General features: G+C 65.4%; 25 protein-coding genes. 21 read left to right on the top strand and 4 right to left on the bottom strand.

Translation table 11 applies throughout. The features are described 5' to 3' along the window. Window positions 1–131 precede the first annotated feature (131 nt). Window positions 132–497: a flagellar biosynthesis regulator FlaF gene (flaF, locus tag M8312_RS05310; protein WP_250119337.1), complete on the bottom strand. Its 366-nt coding sequence runs from the start codon at window positions 495–497 to the stop codon at window positions 132–134. Between the two features lie 139 nt (window positions 498–636). Between flaF and motA the strand changes: the two genes are divergently transcribed. The 13 genes from motA to M8312_RS05245 are packed head-to-tail and all read left to right on the top strand — an operon-like array spanning window position 637 to window position 9,700. Continuing rightward, window positions 637–1,521: a flagellar motor stator protein MotA gene (gene motA / locus M8312_RS05305; protein WP_250119336.1), complete on the top strand. Its 885-nt coding sequence runs from the start codon at window positions 637–639 to the stop codon at window positions 1,519–1,521. Then, on the top strand, window positions 1,496–1,765 hold the full coding sequence (locus tag M8312_RS05300; RefSeq protein WP_250119335.1) for an STAS domain-containing protein: 270 nt from the start codon (window positions 1,496–1,498) through the stop codon (window positions 1,763–1,765). The genes motA and M8312_RS05300 overlap by 26 nt, the downstream gene beginning before the upstream one ends. Beyond that, window positions 1,762–2,127: a response regulator gene (locus tag M8312_RS05295; RefSeq protein WP_250119334.1), complete on the top strand. Its 366-nt coding sequence runs from the start codon at window positions 1,762–1,764 to the stop codon at window positions 2,125–2,127. Before M8312_RS05300 ends, M8312_RS05295 begins: the two co-directional genes overlap by 4 nt. Further along, window positions 2,118–4,199: a chemotaxis protein CheA gene (locus M8312_RS05290; RefSeq protein ID WP_502957451.1), complete on the top strand. Its 2,082-nt coding sequence runs from the start codon at window positions 2,118–2,120 to the stop codon at window positions 4,197–4,199. Before M8312_RS05295 ends, M8312_RS05290 begins: the two co-directional genes overlap by 10 nt. Continuing rightward, window positions 4,196–4,666, top strand: a complete 471-nt coding sequence (locus M8312_RS05285; protein WP_250119332.1) for a chemotaxis protein CheW — start codon at window positions 4,196–4,198, stop codon at window positions 4,664–4,666. The genes M8312_RS05290 and M8312_RS05285 overlap by 4 nt, the downstream gene beginning before the upstream one ends. Then, window positions 4,663–5,511 carry a CheR family methyltransferase gene (locus tag M8312_RS05280; RefSeq protein WP_250119331.1) on the top strand — a complete coding sequence of 283 codons (849 nt, stop codon included), beginning with the start codon at window positions 4,663–4,665 and terminating at the stop codon, window positions 5,509–5,511. The genes M8312_RS05285 and M8312_RS05280 overlap by 4 nt, the downstream gene beginning before the upstream one ends. Further along, on the top strand, window positions 5,508–6,542 hold the full coding sequence (locus tag M8312_RS05275) for a protein-glutamate methylesterase/protein-glutamine glutaminase (protein ID WP_250119330.1): 1,035 nt from the start codon (window positions 5,508–5,510) through the stop codon (window positions 6,540–6,542). Before M8312_RS05280 ends, M8312_RS05275 begins: the two co-directional genes overlap by 4 nt. Before the next feature lie 2 nt (window positions 6,543–6,544). Next, a complete protein-coding gene (locus tag M8312_RS05270; protein WP_250119329.1) occupies window positions 6,545–6,934 on the top strand; it encodes a response regulator in 390 nt (129 codons plus the stop codon). 1 nt (window position 6,935) lies between these two features. Beyond that, window positions 6,936–7,463: a chemotaxis protein CheD gene (locus M8312_RS05265; protein WP_250119328.1), complete on the top strand. Its 528-nt coding sequence runs from the start codon at window positions 6,936–6,938 to the stop codon at window positions 7,461–7,463. Beyond that, entirely contained in the window at window positions 7,463–7,753 is a 291-nt protein-coding gene (locus M8312_RS05260) for a hypothetical protein (RefSeq protein ID WP_250119327.1), read from the top strand. The genes M8312_RS05265 and M8312_RS05260 overlap by 1 nt, the downstream gene beginning before the upstream one ends. A gap of 1 nt (window position 7,754) precedes the next feature. Next, complete coding sequence (locus tag M8312_RS05255) at window positions 7,755–8,627, top strand: flagellar motor protein MotB (protein ID WP_250119326.1); 873 nt, start codon at window positions 7,755–7,757, stop codon at window positions 8,625–8,627. 6 nt (window positions 8,628–8,633) lie between these two features. Beyond that, entirely contained in the window at window positions 8,634–9,080 is a 447-nt protein-coding gene (locus tag M8312_RS05250; RefSeq protein ID WP_250119325.1) for a hypothetical protein, read from the top strand. Then, window positions 9,077–9,700 (top strand): PilZ domain-containing protein, encoded by a 624-nt coding sequence (locus tag M8312_RS05245; protein WP_250119324.1) that lies wholly within the window; start codon window positions 9,077–9,079, stop codon window positions 9,698–9,700. Before M8312_RS05250 ends, M8312_RS05245 begins: the two co-directional genes overlap by 4 nt. A 1-nt stretch (window position 9,701) precedes the next feature. Here M8312_RS05245 and fliP read toward each other — a convergent pair whose 3' ends face one another. Genes fliP through M8312_RS05230 form a run of 3 tightly spaced genes read right to left on the bottom strand, consistent with a single transcriptional unit; the run spans window position 9,702 to window position 11,085 of the window. Further along, window positions 9,702–10,445, bottom strand: a complete 744-nt coding sequence (gene fliP / locus M8312_RS05240; RefSeq protein ID WP_250119323.1) for a flagellar type III secretion system pore protein FliP — start codon at window positions 10,443–10,445, stop codon at window positions 9,702–9,704. Then, on the bottom strand, window positions 10,430–10,852 hold the full coding sequence (locus M8312_RS05235; RefSeq protein ID WP_250119322.1) for a FliO/MopB family protein: 423 nt from the start codon (window positions 10,850–10,852) through the stop codon (window positions 10,430–10,432). Before M8312_RS05235 ends, fliP begins: the two co-directional genes overlap by 16 nt. Beyond that, window positions 10,852–11,085 (bottom strand): FliM/FliN family flagellar motor switch protein, encoded by a 234-nt coding sequence (locus M8312_RS05230; RefSeq protein ID WP_250119321.1) that lies wholly within the window; start codon window positions 11,083–11,085, stop codon window positions 10,852–10,854. The genes M8312_RS05235 and M8312_RS05230 overlap by 1 nt, the downstream gene beginning before the upstream one ends. 104 nt (window positions 11,086–11,189) lie before the next feature. On the opposite strand from M8312_RS05230, the gene flgC reads away from it, so the two are divergent. From flgC to M8312_RS05190, 8 genes are all read left to right on the top strand, one after another. Next, window positions 11,190–11,579, top strand: a complete 390-nt coding sequence (flgC, locus tag M8312_RS05225; RefSeq protein WP_250119320.1) for a flagellar basal body rod protein FlgC — start codon at window positions 11,190–11,192, stop codon at window positions 11,577–11,579. 8 nt (window positions 11,580–11,587) lie between these two features. Beyond that, the gene (gene fliE / locus M8312_RS05220; RefSeq protein ID WP_250119319.1) at window positions 11,588–11,893 is read left to right on the top strand and encodes a flagellar hook-basal body complex protein FliE; all 306 of its coding nucleotides are present in this window, start codon (window positions 11,588–11,590) and stop codon (window positions 11,891–11,893) included. A 3-nt stretch (window positions 11,894–11,896) separates the two neighbouring features. Then, window positions 11,897–12,160 (top strand): flagellar biosynthetic protein FliQ, encoded by a 264-nt coding sequence (locus M8312_RS05215; protein WP_250119318.1) that lies wholly within the window; start codon window positions 11,897–11,899, stop codon window positions 12,158–12,160. Then, the gene (locus M8312_RS05210) at window positions 12,153–12,911 is read left to right on the top strand and encodes a flagellar biosynthetic protein FliR (RefSeq protein ID WP_250119317.1); all 759 of its coding nucleotides are present in this window, start codon (window positions 12,153–12,155) and stop codon (window positions 12,909–12,911) included. Before M8312_RS05215 ends, M8312_RS05210 begins: the two co-directional genes overlap by 8 nt. Further along, window positions 12,904–14,007 (top strand): EscU/YscU/HrcU family type III secretion system export apparatus switch protein, encoded by a 1,104-nt coding sequence (locus tag M8312_RS05205; RefSeq protein WP_250119316.1) that lies wholly within the window; start codon window positions 12,904–12,906, stop codon window positions 14,005–14,007. Before M8312_RS05210 ends, M8312_RS05205 begins: the two co-directional genes overlap by 8 nt. A 76-nt stretch (window positions 14,008–14,083) precedes the next feature. Then, window positions 14,084–15,166 carry a flagellar basal body P-ring protein FlgI gene (locus tag M8312_RS05200; RefSeq protein ID WP_502957438.1) on the top strand — a complete coding sequence of 361 codons (1,083 nt, stop codon included), beginning with the start codon at window positions 14,084–14,086 and terminating at the stop codon, window positions 15,164–15,166. Beyond that, window positions 15,163–15,444 carry a rod-binding protein gene (locus M8312_RS05195; protein ID WP_250119315.1) on the top strand — a complete coding sequence of 94 codons (282 nt, stop codon included), beginning with the start codon at window positions 15,163–15,165 and terminating at the stop codon, window positions 15,442–15,444. Before M8312_RS05200 ends, M8312_RS05195 begins: the two co-directional genes overlap by 4 nt. Then, the gene (locus M8312_RS05190; RefSeq protein WP_250119314.1) at window positions 15,441–15,860 is read left to right on the top strand and encodes a flagellar protein FlgN; all 420 of its coding nucleotides are present in this window, start codon (window positions 15,441–15,443) and stop codon (window positions 15,858–15,860) included. The genes M8312_RS05195 and M8312_RS05190 overlap by 4 nt, the downstream gene beginning before the upstream one ends. The last annotated feature ends 5 nt before the right edge of the window (window positions 15,861–15,865 follow it).

Here is a 15,865-nt window from a genome sequence, read left to right as displayed (position 1 = left end):
TGCGAGCGGCAAGCGTAAGGGCATCTTCGTTTCGCAAAGGTTTCCAGTGCGGTCAGAAAAGACGTCGTTCAGGCAGTGACTTACACTTTTGCGACGAGCTGCCTGAGGTTTGAGCAGGCAATGCCGCTGCCTCAGGCGGCGCGAGCGTCGGCGGTCCCGGAAAGTCCATCCATCAGCAGGCGGTTGACGTCCAGCAAGGGGTCGACTGATTCCCGCCCGGTCACCACGGCGCTGGTGTGGCGGTCGACCCATAAGGCAAGCGAAACGATGCTTGCCCGCAGGTCTGTCGGAAGGGCGTTGTCCGCCGCTCCACAAGCGGCCGAGAAGGTGGACCACATCTCGCGGTTGCGGTGCAGCGCTGGCATGAGCCGCGCCCCTCGCCAGCCCGCCTGCCAGGCCTGCTCAATCTCACGGCTGATCTCCGCGATCAGCCGGTACTCCATCGAGCGGGGATGTTCGGCCGCGCGGTGAGCGCGCTGATAGGCGGCAAGCGACATGCGTCCTCCATTGCTTCGGGCTCATCATAGACAATGCGGCTTTGTCGGGCCGGCACGGGACGAATTTGGGCCGACGCACACGGGCGGCCTTGCGGGGCACCTATAATCGGAGGGCGTGGGATTAGGAGCGGGCAATACCGTGCTCAATGGCGTTGGTTTTCTGATCATTCTGGGCTGCGTTTTCGGCAGCTTCATCGTGTCGGGCGGCAAGCTTGGCGTGATCATCGAGGCGTTGCCCCATGAACTGGTGGCGATCCTCGGCGCGTCAATCGGCGCCTTCGTGGTCAGCAACTCCCTTCCGACGGTCAAGCTGGCGGGCAAAGGACTGCTTCGCGCCTTCAAGGGCCCCAAGTGGAAGAACGATACCTATCGCGAGTTGCTGACACTCATGTTCGCGCTGCTCACCACCTTCAAGAAGGGCGGCGCAACGGGGATCGAGCCGCATCTCGATGCACCGGAGGAGAGCAGCATCTTCTCGCGCCATGCCAAGGTGCTTGCGGACCATCACCTGGTGGAATTCACCTGTGATTACCTGCGGATGATGACCGTCAGCTTCGATGATCCGAACCAGATCTCGGAAGCGATGGACGCGGATATCGAGCGGCACCATGCCGAGGAACACCTGCCCCACCATGCGCTGCAGAGCATGGCCGACGGACTGCCCGCCATTGGCATCGTCGCGGCCGTGCTTGGTGTCATCAAGACCATGGCGTCCATCGACCAGCCGACGGAGGTGCTCGGCGCGATGATCGGCGGCGCGCTGGTCGGGACCTTTCTGGGCGTGCTTCTCAGCTACTGCGTGGTGGGACCGCTTGCGTCCAAGCTTGGTGAGACCATCGGCGAGGACAGCCGCTGCTACACCATCGTGAAGACGGCCATCGTCGCTTACGCCCAGGGTGTCGCCGTGCAGGTCGCGGTTGAGCTTGCCCGGCGCCAAACGCCGTCGCTCCACGCCCCCAGTTTCCAGCAACTCGAAGAAGCCCTTCAGGAGGCCAAGCATGAGCTCGCCGCTGTCCCCGCTTGAGCCGCTGGTTCTCCCAGCCAACGGCAATCTGGCTGCAGCCGAGGCGTTGCTACCGCAGGTCCAGGCGGCTGCGGCTTCTGGCATCGTCAGCATCGACGCGGGCGAGGTGTCCACGATCGGACAGGCCATGCTCCAGCTGCTGCTTGCCGCGGCACGGTCCCGGGCCGGTCTTCACATCACGGCGGCAAGCGATGCCTTCCGCGAACGCATCGAACAGCTTGGTCTCAAGGAGCTTGCCGCATGAGCAGGACCATTCTCACCGTGGACGACTCGCCCAGCATGCGCTTGCTCCTGAAGGCATCGCTGTCGGCCCAGGGCTATCACATCGAAACGGCCGAAGACGGCATTCACGGTCTTGAGCGCCTGTCCGAACTGACGCCAGACCTCATCATCACCGACATCAACATGCCGCGCATGGATGGGTTCGAGCTGATCGAAGCGGTACGCGCCGGCGACCGTCATCGCGGGTTGCCGATCCTGGTCCTGTCGACCGAGTTCTCGGATGAGAAAAAGGCCCGTGCGCGGGAGGCAGGCGCCACCGGCTGGATCACCAAACCTTTCGATGCCGACAAGCTGGGCGCCGCCATCCGGCGCGTCTGCCCGTGAGCGAGCTGGACGACATCCAGGCGATATTCTTCGAGGAGTGCGCCGAGGGGCTGACGGCCGCCGAGGCGGGATTGTCGGCAATGGTCGAGGGCGACACCTCCGACGCGACCATCGCTGCCGTGTTCCGCGCGGTTCATTCGATCAAGGGCGGCTCGGGAGCGTTTGGTCACAGCGCATTGATGGCGTTCTCGCATCGCTTCGAAAATGTGCTGGACGAAGTGCGCAGCGGTCGCATGGCGCCGACACGCTCCCTGGTGCAGCAGCTGCTTCGGGCGTTTGACGTGCTGTCGGACCATGTGCTGGCCGCGCGGGGTGAGGCAGCGCCGCCTGCCGACGGACCCATGCGCGACGAGCTCGACCGATTGCTTGCTGGTGGCGGTGCTGGCGAGATTGATCCGGCCCCGAACGATCCGGTCCCGACCGACGATGACCCTTTCGGCTTCGAGCCAGTGCTGGTCAGCCTGGACGACTTCGGGCCGCCCGAGGAGTCCGACGATGGTGGCTGGTCGGTCCACTTCCGTCCGTCGCGGGCGGCCATGGCCAACGGAGCCGAGCCTTTGCTGGTCGTGCGTGAGCTGGAACGCCTCGGCGGCCGGGTCGATCGGGTGCTCGACGACAGATTGCCGTCGATCGAGCTGCTGGATCCGGCCGATTCTTACCTGGGTTGGCAGATGATCTTGCCGGGCACGCTAGGCGAGGATGAAATCCGCGAGTGCTTTGATTTCATTCCGCCTGACAGTGTCATCGAGATCGAACGCATCAGGAGACCTTCCACGCCGGAACCCTCGCCCGCGACGGACGCCGTGGAGGTTCCGCTCGTGCCCACGCCTGCGCCGGTCGGGCCCGCGGCGTCGCCGAACGCGAGCGAGAAGGTCGCACCCAAGGCAGAGGCCATGAGCGTGCGGGTCGACCTCGCCCGCCTCGATCACTTGCTCAACCTGGTTGGCGAGCTTGTCATCCGCAATTCGGTCTTGGCCGATCGGCTTGCTCAGGCCGATCAGGAGAAGGTCGAGCTTCCGCAACTGCTGAGGCTGACGCGTCAGATCCAGGACGGCGTCATGGGCCTTCGTGCCCAGCCGATTGCTCAGGCCTTCAACCGCGTGCCGAGAATGCTCCGCGACCTCGAGGCGGAGACTGGCAAGTCGATCCGGCTCGAGATCAGCGGCGAGCAGACCGAGGTCGACAAGCGCGTGATCGAACGGATCGGCGATCCGCTGACCCACATGATCCGCAATGCTGCCGACCACGGCATCGAGAGCAGCGAGCGCCGCCTTGCGGCGGGCAAGGACGCTCAGGGCACCATCTTTCTCTTGGCCGAGCAGAAAGGCGGACGGATCATCGTCCGCGTTACCGACGACGGCGGCGGCATCGACCGCGTGCGAGTGCTCGCCAAGGCGATCGACAAGGGCATTGTCTCGGCGACCGCCGAACTGACGGACGAAGACATCGATCAGCTGATCTGTGCGCCTGGCTTCTCGACGGCCGAGACGATCAGCAATATCTCCGGGCGCGGTGTCGGAATGGACGTGGTCCGCTCCAACATCGAGCAGCTTGGTGGTCGGGTGGAGATCAGTTCGGTCCCTGGGCAGGGCACCAGCTTCACCATGATCCTGCCGCTGACGCTGGCGATTCTCGACGGGATGGTCGTCCGCTTGAGCGGCCATCGTTACGTCCTGCCGCTCGGGTCGGTGATCGAGAGCGTCCAGCCGGAGCCGGGACAATTGCAGGCACTCAGCCCCGGTTCCGAGGTGCTGGAGCTGCGCGGCTCCTTTCTGCCTGTTCGCCGCCTCAACCGCTTCTTCAACCTGCGCGGTGAGGAGCGGGCGCCGGAAGACAGCCTGGTGATCGTCGTCGAGACCGACAGCGTGGGGGCGATCGGACTGATGGTCGACACCATCGAGGACCGGCGCGAGGTCGTCATCAAGAGCCTCGACCAGAACCTTTATCCCGTTCGCGGCCTTGGTGGTGCGACCGTGCTCGGTGACGGTTCCATCGCCCTCATCCTCGACATCGACGCCATCGTCACGGCTTCGGGCCCGGCGTCCCGCCTTCAGAAAGGAATGGCAGCATGAGTGAGATCAGCGAACGCAAGATCGTCACCTTCTCACTGGGCGAGAAGATGTTCGGAATCGACATGTCCGTGCTTATCGAGATCCGCGAATGGGAGGCGCCGACGCCGCTCCCGGGTGTTCCGCTGTTCATCCGCGGCGTCGCCAACCTTCGGGGCACCGTGATCCCGATCGTCGACCTGAGCGAACGGCTTGGGTGGAAGCCGACCCAGGTTCACGGTCGCAGCTGCATCCTGGTCGTGGTGCTTGGCGGCAAGCAGGCGGGCTTCCTTGTCGACGAGGTCAACGACATCGTCTCGATTGACCCGGCGCAGATGCAGCCAGCGCCCGAGATCGAGCTGGCGGAGCCGGGCGTCATTGCCGGCCTAATCCATCTGGTGACGCGCGGATCGGGTGAGCAGGGCACGATGGTCTCCTTGCTTGACCTGGAAGTGCTGGGCGTCACCCGCCAGCTCGACCTTGCCGCATGATCAACGCGCTCGCAGGTGACGCGGAGCTGGGTGAGCGCGACTTCCGCATTCTTGCGGGAATATTGCGCGACGAAGCGCGGATCGCCCTTTCGCCTGTAAAGCGGACACTGGTCCAGTCGCGGCTGGGGCGGCGGCTGAGGCAGCACGGCCTGGGTGACTTCGGCGCTTATGTCCGCCTGGTGCAGGAGGACGCAGACGAGCGCCGTGCGATGGTGACCGCCCTCACGACCAACCACACGCACTTCTTCCGCGAGCGGCATCACTTCGATCATTTCACCGCGGACGTGCGCCCGATGTTGCAGCAAGCGGCTGGACGCCGCTCGGTGCGGCTGTGGTCGGCCGGCTCCTCCAGCGGGGAGGAAGTGTACAGCCTGGCCATGTGCCTTGCCGGCTCCTCGCGGCCCGCCGGGGAATGGTTGGCGAACCGGGATGTTCGCCTGCTAGCAAGCGACGTGTCAGCGCCGATGGTCACGGCAACGGCCGCCGCACGCTATTCGCGGGAGACGGTTGCGGCAGTCCCGGCGGATTACGCTTCGGCCTGGCTGAAGCGCGACGAGGGTGGGGCGACCATCTCGCCGTTCCTTGTGGAGCGGGTGCATGCGCGCATGCTGAACCTGTTCGATGCCTGGCCGATGACGCGCAAGTTCGATGTCATCTTCTGTCGCAACGTCATGATCTACTTCGATGACCCCGCCAAACGCGAACTGGAGCTGCGACTGGTGCAGCAGCTGCAGCCGGGCGGCTTCCTGTACATCGGCCATTCGGAGCGGCTTGGCGGCGAAGCCGAGGCGCAGATGGAGTCGATGGGCCATACCATCTACCGCAAGCCGGGCACGTTGCCATGAGCGCCGCCATCCGCACCCTGGTGGTGGACGACAGCGCCGCCATGCGTGCCGTGCTGACCCGGATCTTGCAGGCTGACGGCGACATCACGGTGGTCGGTTCCGCGCCGGAGCCCCTCGTTGCGCGTGAGCTGATCAAGACCCTCGATCCGGACGTCGTGACACTCGACGTCGAGATGCCGGGAATGGATGGACTTTCCTTCCTCGAGCGGATCATGCGGCTTCGTCCGATGCCGGTCATCATGTGCTCGACGCTGACCGCGCGCGGCGCCGAAGTGACGATCGAGGCGCTGCGCCTCGGTGCTGTCGACTGCGTGTGCAAGCCGTCGGGCACGGCGGCGGAAATGGAGCGGGAAGGCGATCGGCTTCGTGCCTGTGTCCGGACCGCCGCTGGTTCAAGGGTCCGCCCAGGACCGCTCCCGCGCACGCCGGCGGCGGCCAGGGGAGGCGCCTGTGCCGATCGGCTGATCGCCGTAGGGGCGTCCACGGGAGGGGTCGAAGCGCTGTTCGCCTTTCTTGGTTCACTGCCGGCGGACAGCCCTCCGGTGCTAGTGGTTCAGCACATGCCGGCGGGCTTCACCGCCAACTTCGCCGCAAGGCTCGATGCAGAGGCCGCGGTCAAGGTTGTCGAGGCTCGTGACGGCGATGCCGTGCTGCCGGGGAGGGTCTATGTCGCACCGGGCGGCGAATGCCACATGCGGCTGAACACGGGCGCTGCTCCATCAATTCGGATTGCTCCGGGTGAGCTGGTCGGTGGTCATCGGCCTGCGGTGGACGAGCTTTTCTGCTCGTTTCTTCCGGTCGCCAACCGGACCACCGGCGTGCTGCTTACCGGAATGGGCCAGGACGGTGCGGCAGGCCTGCTGGCGTTGCGCCAGGCCGGTGCAAGAACGCTGGCCCAGTCGGCCGAGAGCTGCGTCGTCTACGGCATGCCGCGCGCCGCCGTCGAACTCGGCGCGGTTGAACAATCCATCCCCATCGAGCGCATGGCTGACGCAGTGATGCGCACCTGCGCCCCCCGAAAGGACGCCTGACCATGCCGGCTGCCGCCGCCATCAAGGTGATGATCGTCGATGACCAAGCCAGCATGCGCGCCATGATCCGACGCGCGCTGCAGGACTTTGGGTTCGTCCACGTGCGCGACAAGGGTTGTCCGCGCGAGGCGCTGGCCGACGTTCGTCAGGATCGCGTCCATCTGATCATCTCCGATTTCAACATGCCCGAGATGGACGGGCTGCAGTTGCTCGAAGCCGTTCGCCAGGACGTGATCATTGGCAAGACCGTCTTCATCATGCTGACGGGGTCCGCCGACCGCGAGGTCGTGCAGAAGGCCGCTGCCCTGGGCGTCAACAACTACCTGGTGAAGCCCTTCGCGCCCGCCGCGCTCAAGGAGAAGATCGAGCGCGTGTTCGGAGCACTGACCTGAGATGCGGCGCCAAACCATCGTTCAGGGCGAGCATGCCGTCATCGCCGAGCCGGACGTGGTGGTGACCACCATTCTTGGTTCATGCGTCGCGGTGTGCCTGCATGATCCGCAACGGCGGATCGGAGGCATGAACCACTTCCTCCTGCCGCAGCCGGCGGGCGGCAGCCTGCAGGGCGTGTTGGACCCGCAACGCTACGGAATCCACGCCATGGAAGTGCTGATCAATGCGCTGATGGCCCGCGGGGCCGAACGCTCGCGGCTTAAGGCGCATTGCTACGGCGGCGCTCAGGTTGTCGCGGGATTGGGAGACATTGGCGCCGAGAACTGCGCTTTTGCCCGCCACTTCCTGGCCACCGAACACATCACCGTTGTGCATGAAGACCTTGGCGGACGGAATGCGCGCCGGGTGGAGTTCATGCCCTTTCTTGGCCGTTCCCGCTGCCTCACCGTGCGGGAGCCTGCGCCCCCCGCCAATACCCGCCTCCCGCTGCGCCTGCCCGAGCGCGCCGGAGAACTGGAGCTGTTCTGATGACCGCACTTCCCGAGATTGCGCCAGCTCTTTGCCGTGCACTTGCCGCGGAGATGCGGGAGATGTCCGTTCTGATCGAAGCACTGGCGGAGGTCCTGGCGAGCGACGAAGGCGTGATTGCCCGTCATCTGCCGCGCCTTCAGCAATTCGACGTGCTCGCGCAGCACATGGGTGAGAGCGCAAGCTTGCTCGACACGCTGGCCGGCGGAGATTGCGTGACCAGCGCGGTCGAGCAGGTCCGGCTCGAGAGGTTGCAGACACGGCTTAAGGCCGTGCTCAAGGCGGCCTGACATGGCGACGCGCGCCAAGCCCGCGGTCGACGTGCGGCCGATCGTCATTCGCCGTGTGAAAAAGGTGGTCGGCGGCGGTCACCACGGCGGGGCGTGGAAGGTTGCCTATGCCGACTTCGTGACGGCGATGATGGCATTCTTCATGCTGCTGTGGCTGCTCGCCAATCCGGACAAGGACCGGCTGAAGGGTCTGGCGCAATATTTCTCGCCGTCCAGCGCCAGCGCCAAGCCGGGCGAAACAATCGAAACCGTTCCAAGTAGCAAGCCGGGTCTTGGCGCCCAGCAGATGCGGGCACAGGCGAGCGATCCTTCACGCGACGGTCACCCTTCCTCGCCGACTTCCTACGCGCAGAGCAAGTCGGGAAGCGCCAAGGTTCCGGACGCGAGCGTGCGTGTGGTTGCCGAGGAATTGAAGCTCCTGCTTCAGCCGACCAGCGTTCCCCGGGCCGACCAGCAGCGCATCCAGATGGAGCAGGCACGCGAGGGTCTCCGAGTCAGCCTGATGGACGATGACGGCCATGCCATGTTCCGGCCCGGCACCGCGACGCTGAACCCCTACGCGGCCGTGCTGCTCGGCCAGATCGCGCGCAAATTGGCGACGTCCAGCGTCCAGATCGCGATCGAGGGCCATACCGACGGGCAGGGCGGTCAAAGCACGTCCAACTGGCACCTGTCGGCTGACCGTGCCCTTGCCGCGCGCGACGCGCTGATCGCTGGCGGACTGACGCCGGACCGCTTCTCCGAAGTGGTCGCATTGGCAGCGACCCAGCCTGTCTATCCGGACCAGCCGCTCCGGCCCGAGAACCGGCGCATCACCATTGTCCTGCTCGCCGACAGCTCGCCGCTGCCGCGCGACGTCAGTTTCCGGTTCTGACCAGTGATGCGCGTCTTCCTCCTCCTACTGGTGGTGAGCGGTGGATGTGCCGCCGGTGCCGCGAGCGCTTTCGCCGTGACCTTGCTTCATCCGCAGGCGCCGACGGCCGCAAGCGACAGGCCCGGATCGCCGGACCTCAAGGAAACGCCGGAATTTGTGCCGGTCGACGTGCTGCTTCCGCTGGTCTTCAGCGACGGGCAGCTTGCCGGCTACGCTTCCCTCAAGCTGCAATTACGGGTGGCCCCGGGGACGGGCGAGGCGGTCAAGGAGCGGCTTCCGCTGCTGTTGAACGCGGTCAACCTGCAGACCTACCGAACGCCGCTTGCGTCCGGCGCCGACGGGCGGCTTCCGGACCTCTCCAACTTTCGACTGCTGGTGCAGCGCTGTGCTGACCAAGCACTGGGTCGCGGCACGATTATCCAGGTGGCCATCACGGAGGCACGCACGTCATGAACGCTCCCTTTCACCCAGAGCGCAAGATCATGGAACGGGCCCAACGCACCGTGACCATGCTCACCGTGGCGAAGGTGCGTGTACGCGGGGTCGAGGGGCTCTGCCGCATTCGCAATATTTCGCCGGGTGGGCTGATGCTGGAGACCCGCTTGGCGCTGGAATGCGGTGACCATGTCGAAGTGGAGCTGCGCCAGCAACGGGTGGTCGCAGGGCGGATCGTCTGGACTCGCGCGGGACGTGCCGGACTTGCCTTCGACGTGCCCGAGGTGATGGACGGATTGCTGCCGTGTGCCGGGCGACGCCCAAGCCGTATCAGGCGCGAGCAGCAACCGCGCGGCCCGCGCTTGCAGATGGACTGCCCGCTGGAGGTCCGGATGGCGGACGGGCGCGCCGAGGCGACGCTGCGCGACATCAGCCAGGGCGGAGCCAAGGTATCGTTACCGTTCCATACCCATGTTGGCGAACGTCTGCTGTTGCTGGTGCCTGGCTTGCCGCTGAAGCTCGGCATCGTGCGGTGGGTGCGAGAAGATGTCGGGATAGCATTCGCAGAGCCGCTCGGCTTCGACCTGCTGGCCGACTGGCTGGTTGCGCGGTCCGGCGGGTTCCAGCGCCAGGGCTGATCTATCCGCCGCCGTGGGCGAAGCTCTGGACGAGTGAACCGGCGACCAATGCCCAGCCATCAACCAGCACGAAGAAGATGATCTTGACGGGCAGGCTGATCGAGGAAGGCGGCAGCATCATCATGCCCATGGCCATCAACACTGCTGCAACGGCGAGGTCGATCACGAGAAACGGCAGCAGCAGAAGGAAGCCGATCTCGAACGCCCGGCGAAGTTCGCTGATCATGAACGCCGGCACCAGGGTTGCGAGGCTTATGTCCGCCGGCGCTTTCGGCTGCGTCTTCGCAAGGCGCGTGAAGAGCGCAAGATCCTCGCGACGAACCTGGCCGAGCATGAAGCTGCGGAACGGAGCCGCGGTCTTCTCGAATGCCTGCTGCTCGGAAATGCGGCCGGCATTGTAAGGCTGCACGCCATCGTGCCAGGCCGCCTCGAACGTCGGCTGCATGACGAACAAGGAAAGAAACAGCGCCAGGCTGATGATGACCGGATTGGGCGGTACGCCCGGTGCGCCGATTCCGGTACGCAGCAGCGACAGGGCGACGACGATCCGGGTGAAACTGGTGATCGTCATGAGGATGCCGGGTGCGAGGCTCAGCACCGTCAGCATCAGTACCAGCGAAATCGCGCGCCCGCCCACCGGGCCATCCCCGAGATTGATCGAAGCCGTGGCCGCGGCCTTTGCAAAGACCGGCGAGGGCAGCGCCATCAGGCCGAGCGCAAGGAGAGCGGTCAGGCGATGTCGCATGGCGCGCCAAGGGTTGGTTGATCAACTGAGCCAAGCCGCCGGCGCGACGCCAGCAGATGCTGCTTGACGAGCATGGCGAAGTTCGGGCGGCTGACCGTTGGCGATGCTCGCGGCGGTTCGCTGCCGGGTCGATTGGCCGAGCATTTCGAGGGTTTGATTGTTCCCTCGATCGTCATTGCCCCTGCCGGTCCGAGGATCAGCAGATGCTCGACGTGATCGCGGCGGAGGATCACCACCATGTTCTTGGGGTCGAGGCTGAGCCGTTCCATCACTTGGAGGCGAGCGGCCGAACACGAGCGCCCCGGCAGCCTGATATCGAAGCGGCGGACGGCCCACAGGATCGCTGCCATCATGCCGAGGACAAGTCCCAGGCTCGCGATCATTCGAAGCAATGCGGAGGCTTCCATCAACCCTGCTCCGCCAGCAGTGCGGTGATCGTGACGGACACGCGATCTCCAGTGACTGAGAGCTCGCCGGTCGCGATGGTCTGCCCGCCAGCACTGATGGCGACCTGACTTTCCGGAACAACGCCAAGCGGCACCACGGCCCCGCGTCCGAGCTTCACCAGCTCACCTATGGGCAGGCGCGTAACACCGATCATGGCCGACAATTCGACGGGTATTTCCGCAAGCAAAGACATGAAGGCTCCCCTGCGATCATCATAGGTCCGCAACAGGGAGCCACGCCCGAACTAGGCAAAATCTTCCTATCATGAGTGCCGGGAGCATCTCACGGGAGCCTGGCATGGATCTTACCGACATCACGCGGATCGCGGCATCTGGCCTGCGCGCTCAATCATTGCGGATGCGCATCGTCGCCGAAAACCTCGCCAACTCGGACTCGGTGGCAGCCACGCCGGGCGGTTCGCCGTACCGGCGCAAGCTGGTGGAGTTCAAGCCGACCGAAGATGGCGTGTCGGTAAGCGGGGTAAGCTCCGACAAGAGCCCGTTTCCGCGCATCTACCAGCCTGGCCATCCCGCCGCCGATGCGCAGGGCTATGTGCTCCAGCCCAACGTCAACGGGCTCGTCGAAGCGGCCGACATGCGCGCCGCGCAGCGCAGCTACGAAGCCAATCTCAACACGATCGAGGCGGCGCGCAGCATGACGGCGCGCACCCTCGACCTGCTCAAGTAGGAGCGATCATGTCGATCAATCAAGTATCCGGGCTGGCCGCTTACTCGCGCGTGCTTGGCGGTGGCACAGCGGCAGAATCGAGCAAGGCTGGCGACGGTGGCGGCTTCGCCAGTCTCGTCGGCGACATGGTCGGCGACGCCGGCAAGAGCCTCAAGGCCGCAGACCAGGCGACGGCGGCGCAGGTCGCCGGCAAGGGCGACCTGGTCGACGTGGTCACCGCCGTCAGCGCCGCCGAACTTGCCCTTGATACGGTGGTTTCGGTGCGCGACCGGGTGGTCAGCGCCTACCAGGATATCATGCGGATGCAGATCTGAACCATGGAGGCTGGCGCCATCATGGGACTGTGCCGCGCGGCGGCCATGCTGTTCCTGACCATCGCCGGTCCGCTGCTGATCGCAGCGCTGATCACCGGCGTGCTGATCAGCCTGTTGCAGGCACTGACGCAGGTGCAGGAAATGACCCTGACCTTCGTGCCCAAGCTGCTGGTCATGGGCACGGTGCTGCTGATGTCCCTGCCGCTGATGGGCCAGTCGATGGCCGTCTTCATGCGGACCGTGCAGGCGGCGATCGTCCATGGCTGACATGCCAATGGAGGCGACCGCCTTTCTGATCCTGTTCGCGCGGGTCGGAGCGGTGCTGATGCTTCTGCCAATCCTGTCGGAGGAGGCCGCGCCGGGTCAGGTTCGACTGGTCTTGAGCCTTGCTATCAGCCTTGCACTATTCGGACTTCTGCGTTCCGCAGTGATGCCCTCAGCCGGCGCGAGTGATGGCGCCCTGCTCGCGATCCTGGTCGCGGAACTTCTCACGGGTCTGGCCATCGGTTCGGTCATCCGCCTCATGTTCCAGGCCGCGGCGATGGCGGGCGCGCTGGTCAGTCTGCAGATCGGGCTCACCACCGTACTGACCTTTGACGCGCAGGCCGGGCAGGTGCCGTTGCTGGCCAAGTTCATGGCACTGGCCGCGGCGCTGGTCTGCTTCGCGACGGGAGTTCACCATCAGTGGATCGTGGCCCTGGTTCGCAGCTACAGCCTCTTTCCGGTCGGCGGGCAGCTTGCCGGCGGCGACTGGATGAAACTTGCGATCACCACCGCCACGCAGGCGCTTTCGCTCGCGGTGAGCCTGTCGGCCCCCTTCATCCTTTACGCCATCGTGTTCAACTTCGCGCTTGGACTCGGCGCTCGGCTGGCGCCCACGCTTCAGCTGTTTTTCGTCGCACAGCCGCTCGACCTGCTGCTCGGCTTTGCCATCTTCGCGCTGGCGGTCGGCGGCATGCTGACCCTGTTTGCCGAGCGGTTCGCCGGCTGGCTCCAGGCGAGTCCGCTCGGTGGCTGAGGACGCGGGTGAGAAAGCGCATGCGCCGACCGCCAAGCGCCTCGACGATGCACGGCGCAAGGGCGATGTGGCGGTCGCGGCGGACATGCGGCACGCGGTTATGCTCGGAGCAATATGGCTAGGAGGATCGGTCATCGCGGGCACCGGGCTGCAGCTGCTGCAGTTCGGATCCGGCATGTGGCAAAGCGCCGGTTCGTTGCGGCTCGAGGCAGGATCGGGACAGTCGTTTCTTGCCTGGCTGTTTGCCGAAATGCTCCACCGCCTCGGTCCGTTGCTGATGCTGTTCTTCGTGGCAGCAATCGCCATCGGATTCACGCAGGGGCGGCCTACCTTCGCGCCGTCGCGGCTATCGCTGAAATGGTCGAGGCTCAATCCGGCGTCCGGAGCCAAGCGGCTGTTCGGGCGGCAGGGATGGGTCGAGTTCGCCAAGACCCTGCTCAAGTGCGGCGGTGTCGCGCTGCTGTGCTGGTGGTCACTGCGACCGCTGGCGGGCGGCATCGGGCAGGCGGTCGGACTGGAGCCGAACCGGCTGGTGCTCCTGCTGGGCCAGTTGACCCTCGACCTGCTGCGCCACGTCCTTTTGCTTGTGGTGGTAATCGCGGCCGCCGATTCCATCTACCAGCACCGTTCCTTTCTTTCCCGCATGCGGATGTCCCTACAGGAGATGAAGGACGAACAGCGGGACAGCGACGGCGATCCAGCGGTGAAAGCGCGCCAGCGTCGCGTCGCGGCCGAGCGCTCACGGCGGCGGATGATGGCGGCGGTGCCATCCGCGGCGGTGGTGTTGACCAATCCTACCCATTACGCGGTCGCGCTCAAATATGAGCATGGGACGATGAGCGCGCCGCTCGTCGTCGCCAAGGGCGCCGACCGCATCGCGTTGCGCATCCGCGAGCTCGCAGCGGAGCATGATATCCCCATATTGGAGAGCCCGCCGCTCGCGCGCGCGCTGTACGCCAGCGCCGACCTCGATCGGCCCATCCCGCTCGAATATTATGCTGCGGTCGCCGAGATCATCAGCTTCGTCCTGCGCCTCGCCAAGGCACGCAGCAGGGGTCAGGCCCTGCCTCGCTGGCAACCGGGAACGTCGTCTTGAGGGAAGGCGAACGAGGCGCGGACCTGACGTCCTATAATGAAGAGGAGCGGGCGCCTCGCGCCCGCGTGGGGAAAACATGCGCCTGAACATGTTCGTCATGCCGCTCGCCGCCCTGGCGATGTCCGCGCCCGCCAGTGCGGCGTCGCGGATCAAGGACATCGTCAACGTCGAGAACGTCCGGTCCAACCAGCTGGTCGGCTACGGCCTCGTGGTTGGCTTGGCCGGCACCGGCGACCGCCTGCGGAACGCTCCGTTCACCGAAGAATCCATGCAGGGCATGCTCGAACGGATGGGCGTGAACGTGCGCGGCTCCGACATGCGGGTGCAGAATGTCGCGGCGGTGACGATCACCGCCTCATTGCCGCCCTTCGCGCGCGCCGGCTCGACGATCGACGTGCAGGTCTCGGCGCTGGGTGACGCCAGCAGCCTGCAGGGCGGCACATTGGTCGCAACCCCGCTGCGGGGCCTCGATGGGCAGGTCTATGCCATGGCGCAAGGTTCGGTGGCGGTGAGCGGGTTCAAGGCGCAGGGTCAGGCCGCGCAGGTCAATCGCGGTGTGTTGACGTCCGCCAGGCTCGCCGGCGGCGCGATCGTCGAGCGAGAGGTGCCGTTCGTCCTGCGCTCCGCAACCAGCCTCAAACTCGCCCTGCGCAATCCCGATTTCACGACAGCGCAGCGGGTCGCCAGCACCATCGATGCGCGCTTTCCCGGCGCGGCGACCGTGCTCGATCCAGCTACGGTCGAATTGAAGGGCAACGATCTGGTCGCGCTGCTCAGTAGCATCGAGAACCTGCCGGTGGCCGTCGACCAGCCCGCCCGCATCGTCATCAACGAAGCCTCCGGGACCGTCGTGATGAGCGTGGACGTCAAGATCTCACCGGTGGCGATCGCACAGGGTGGATTGACGATCAGCGTCAGTGAGGCGCCGCAAGTGGCGCAGCCCGCTCCGCTCGCCAGCGGGCAGACCGCGGTTGTGCCGCGCACCGCCGTGCAGGTGGATGACGGCGGCGGCGCCAGTCTCGCCATGGTCGACGGCGCCTCACTGCGCGATCTGGTTGATGGTCTCAACAAGCTTGGCGTCTCGCCGCGCGACCTCATCACCATCCTCCAGGCCGTGAAGAGCGCGGGTGCGCTGCAAGCGGAGATCGAGGTGCAATGACCACGCCTGTTTCTTCGTCAGTCACTCAGCCGACTAAGCCGGTCCCGCCCGCGCTCGCCAAGACAGCCCATCAATTCGAGGCGGTGTTCGCGGGGCAGGTCGCGAAGTTGATGCTCGAGAGTGTCGACGTCGGTGAGTTCGGCGGCGGGCACGGCGAGGAGATGTTTCGCGGCGTCCTGGCCGAACGCGTGGGAGATGAAATGGCCAAGGGAACAGGGCTGGGGATCTCGGCAAGCGTGATCCAGCAGATGCTCAAGATGCAAGGGGATCAACCATGAGCGCGACCATCACCGACACCATTCGCTCGCTAACCAGCCTCATGCTGGAAGAGACGCGGTTGCTTTCCTCCGGATGGCGCGCAGAGCTGGGTGAGTTGGCGAGTGCGAAGCTCCGGCTTACTGCCAGCCTTGAAAAGCAGGTGGCCGCCCGCCAGCGCGACAATCCCGACTGGCAAGATACCCTGCAGCCAGAGGAAAAGGCCGCCTTCATCCAGGCGGTTGACGAGATGCAGCAGGCGGCAAGGGAGAATGGCCAGCGCCTGCTGCGGCAGATCGAGCTGTCACGCGACCTGATGGATGCGATCGTCAGTGAGGCGCGGCGGATCGATGGTCATGAGTCCAGCACCTATGGCGCCCGCGGTGGGCTCCAGCGTTTCGAACTGCCCGCACCCATTTCCATCAACGCCCGGCTCTAAGCGCT

The organism is Sphingomonas sp. KRR8 (assembly GCF_023559245.1).
Taxonomy (GTDB): Bacteria; Pseudomonadota; Alphaproteobacteria; order Sphingomonadales; family Sphingomonadaceae; genus Sphingomicrobium.
This window is presented reverse-complemented; position numbering and strand designations above follow the sequence as displayed.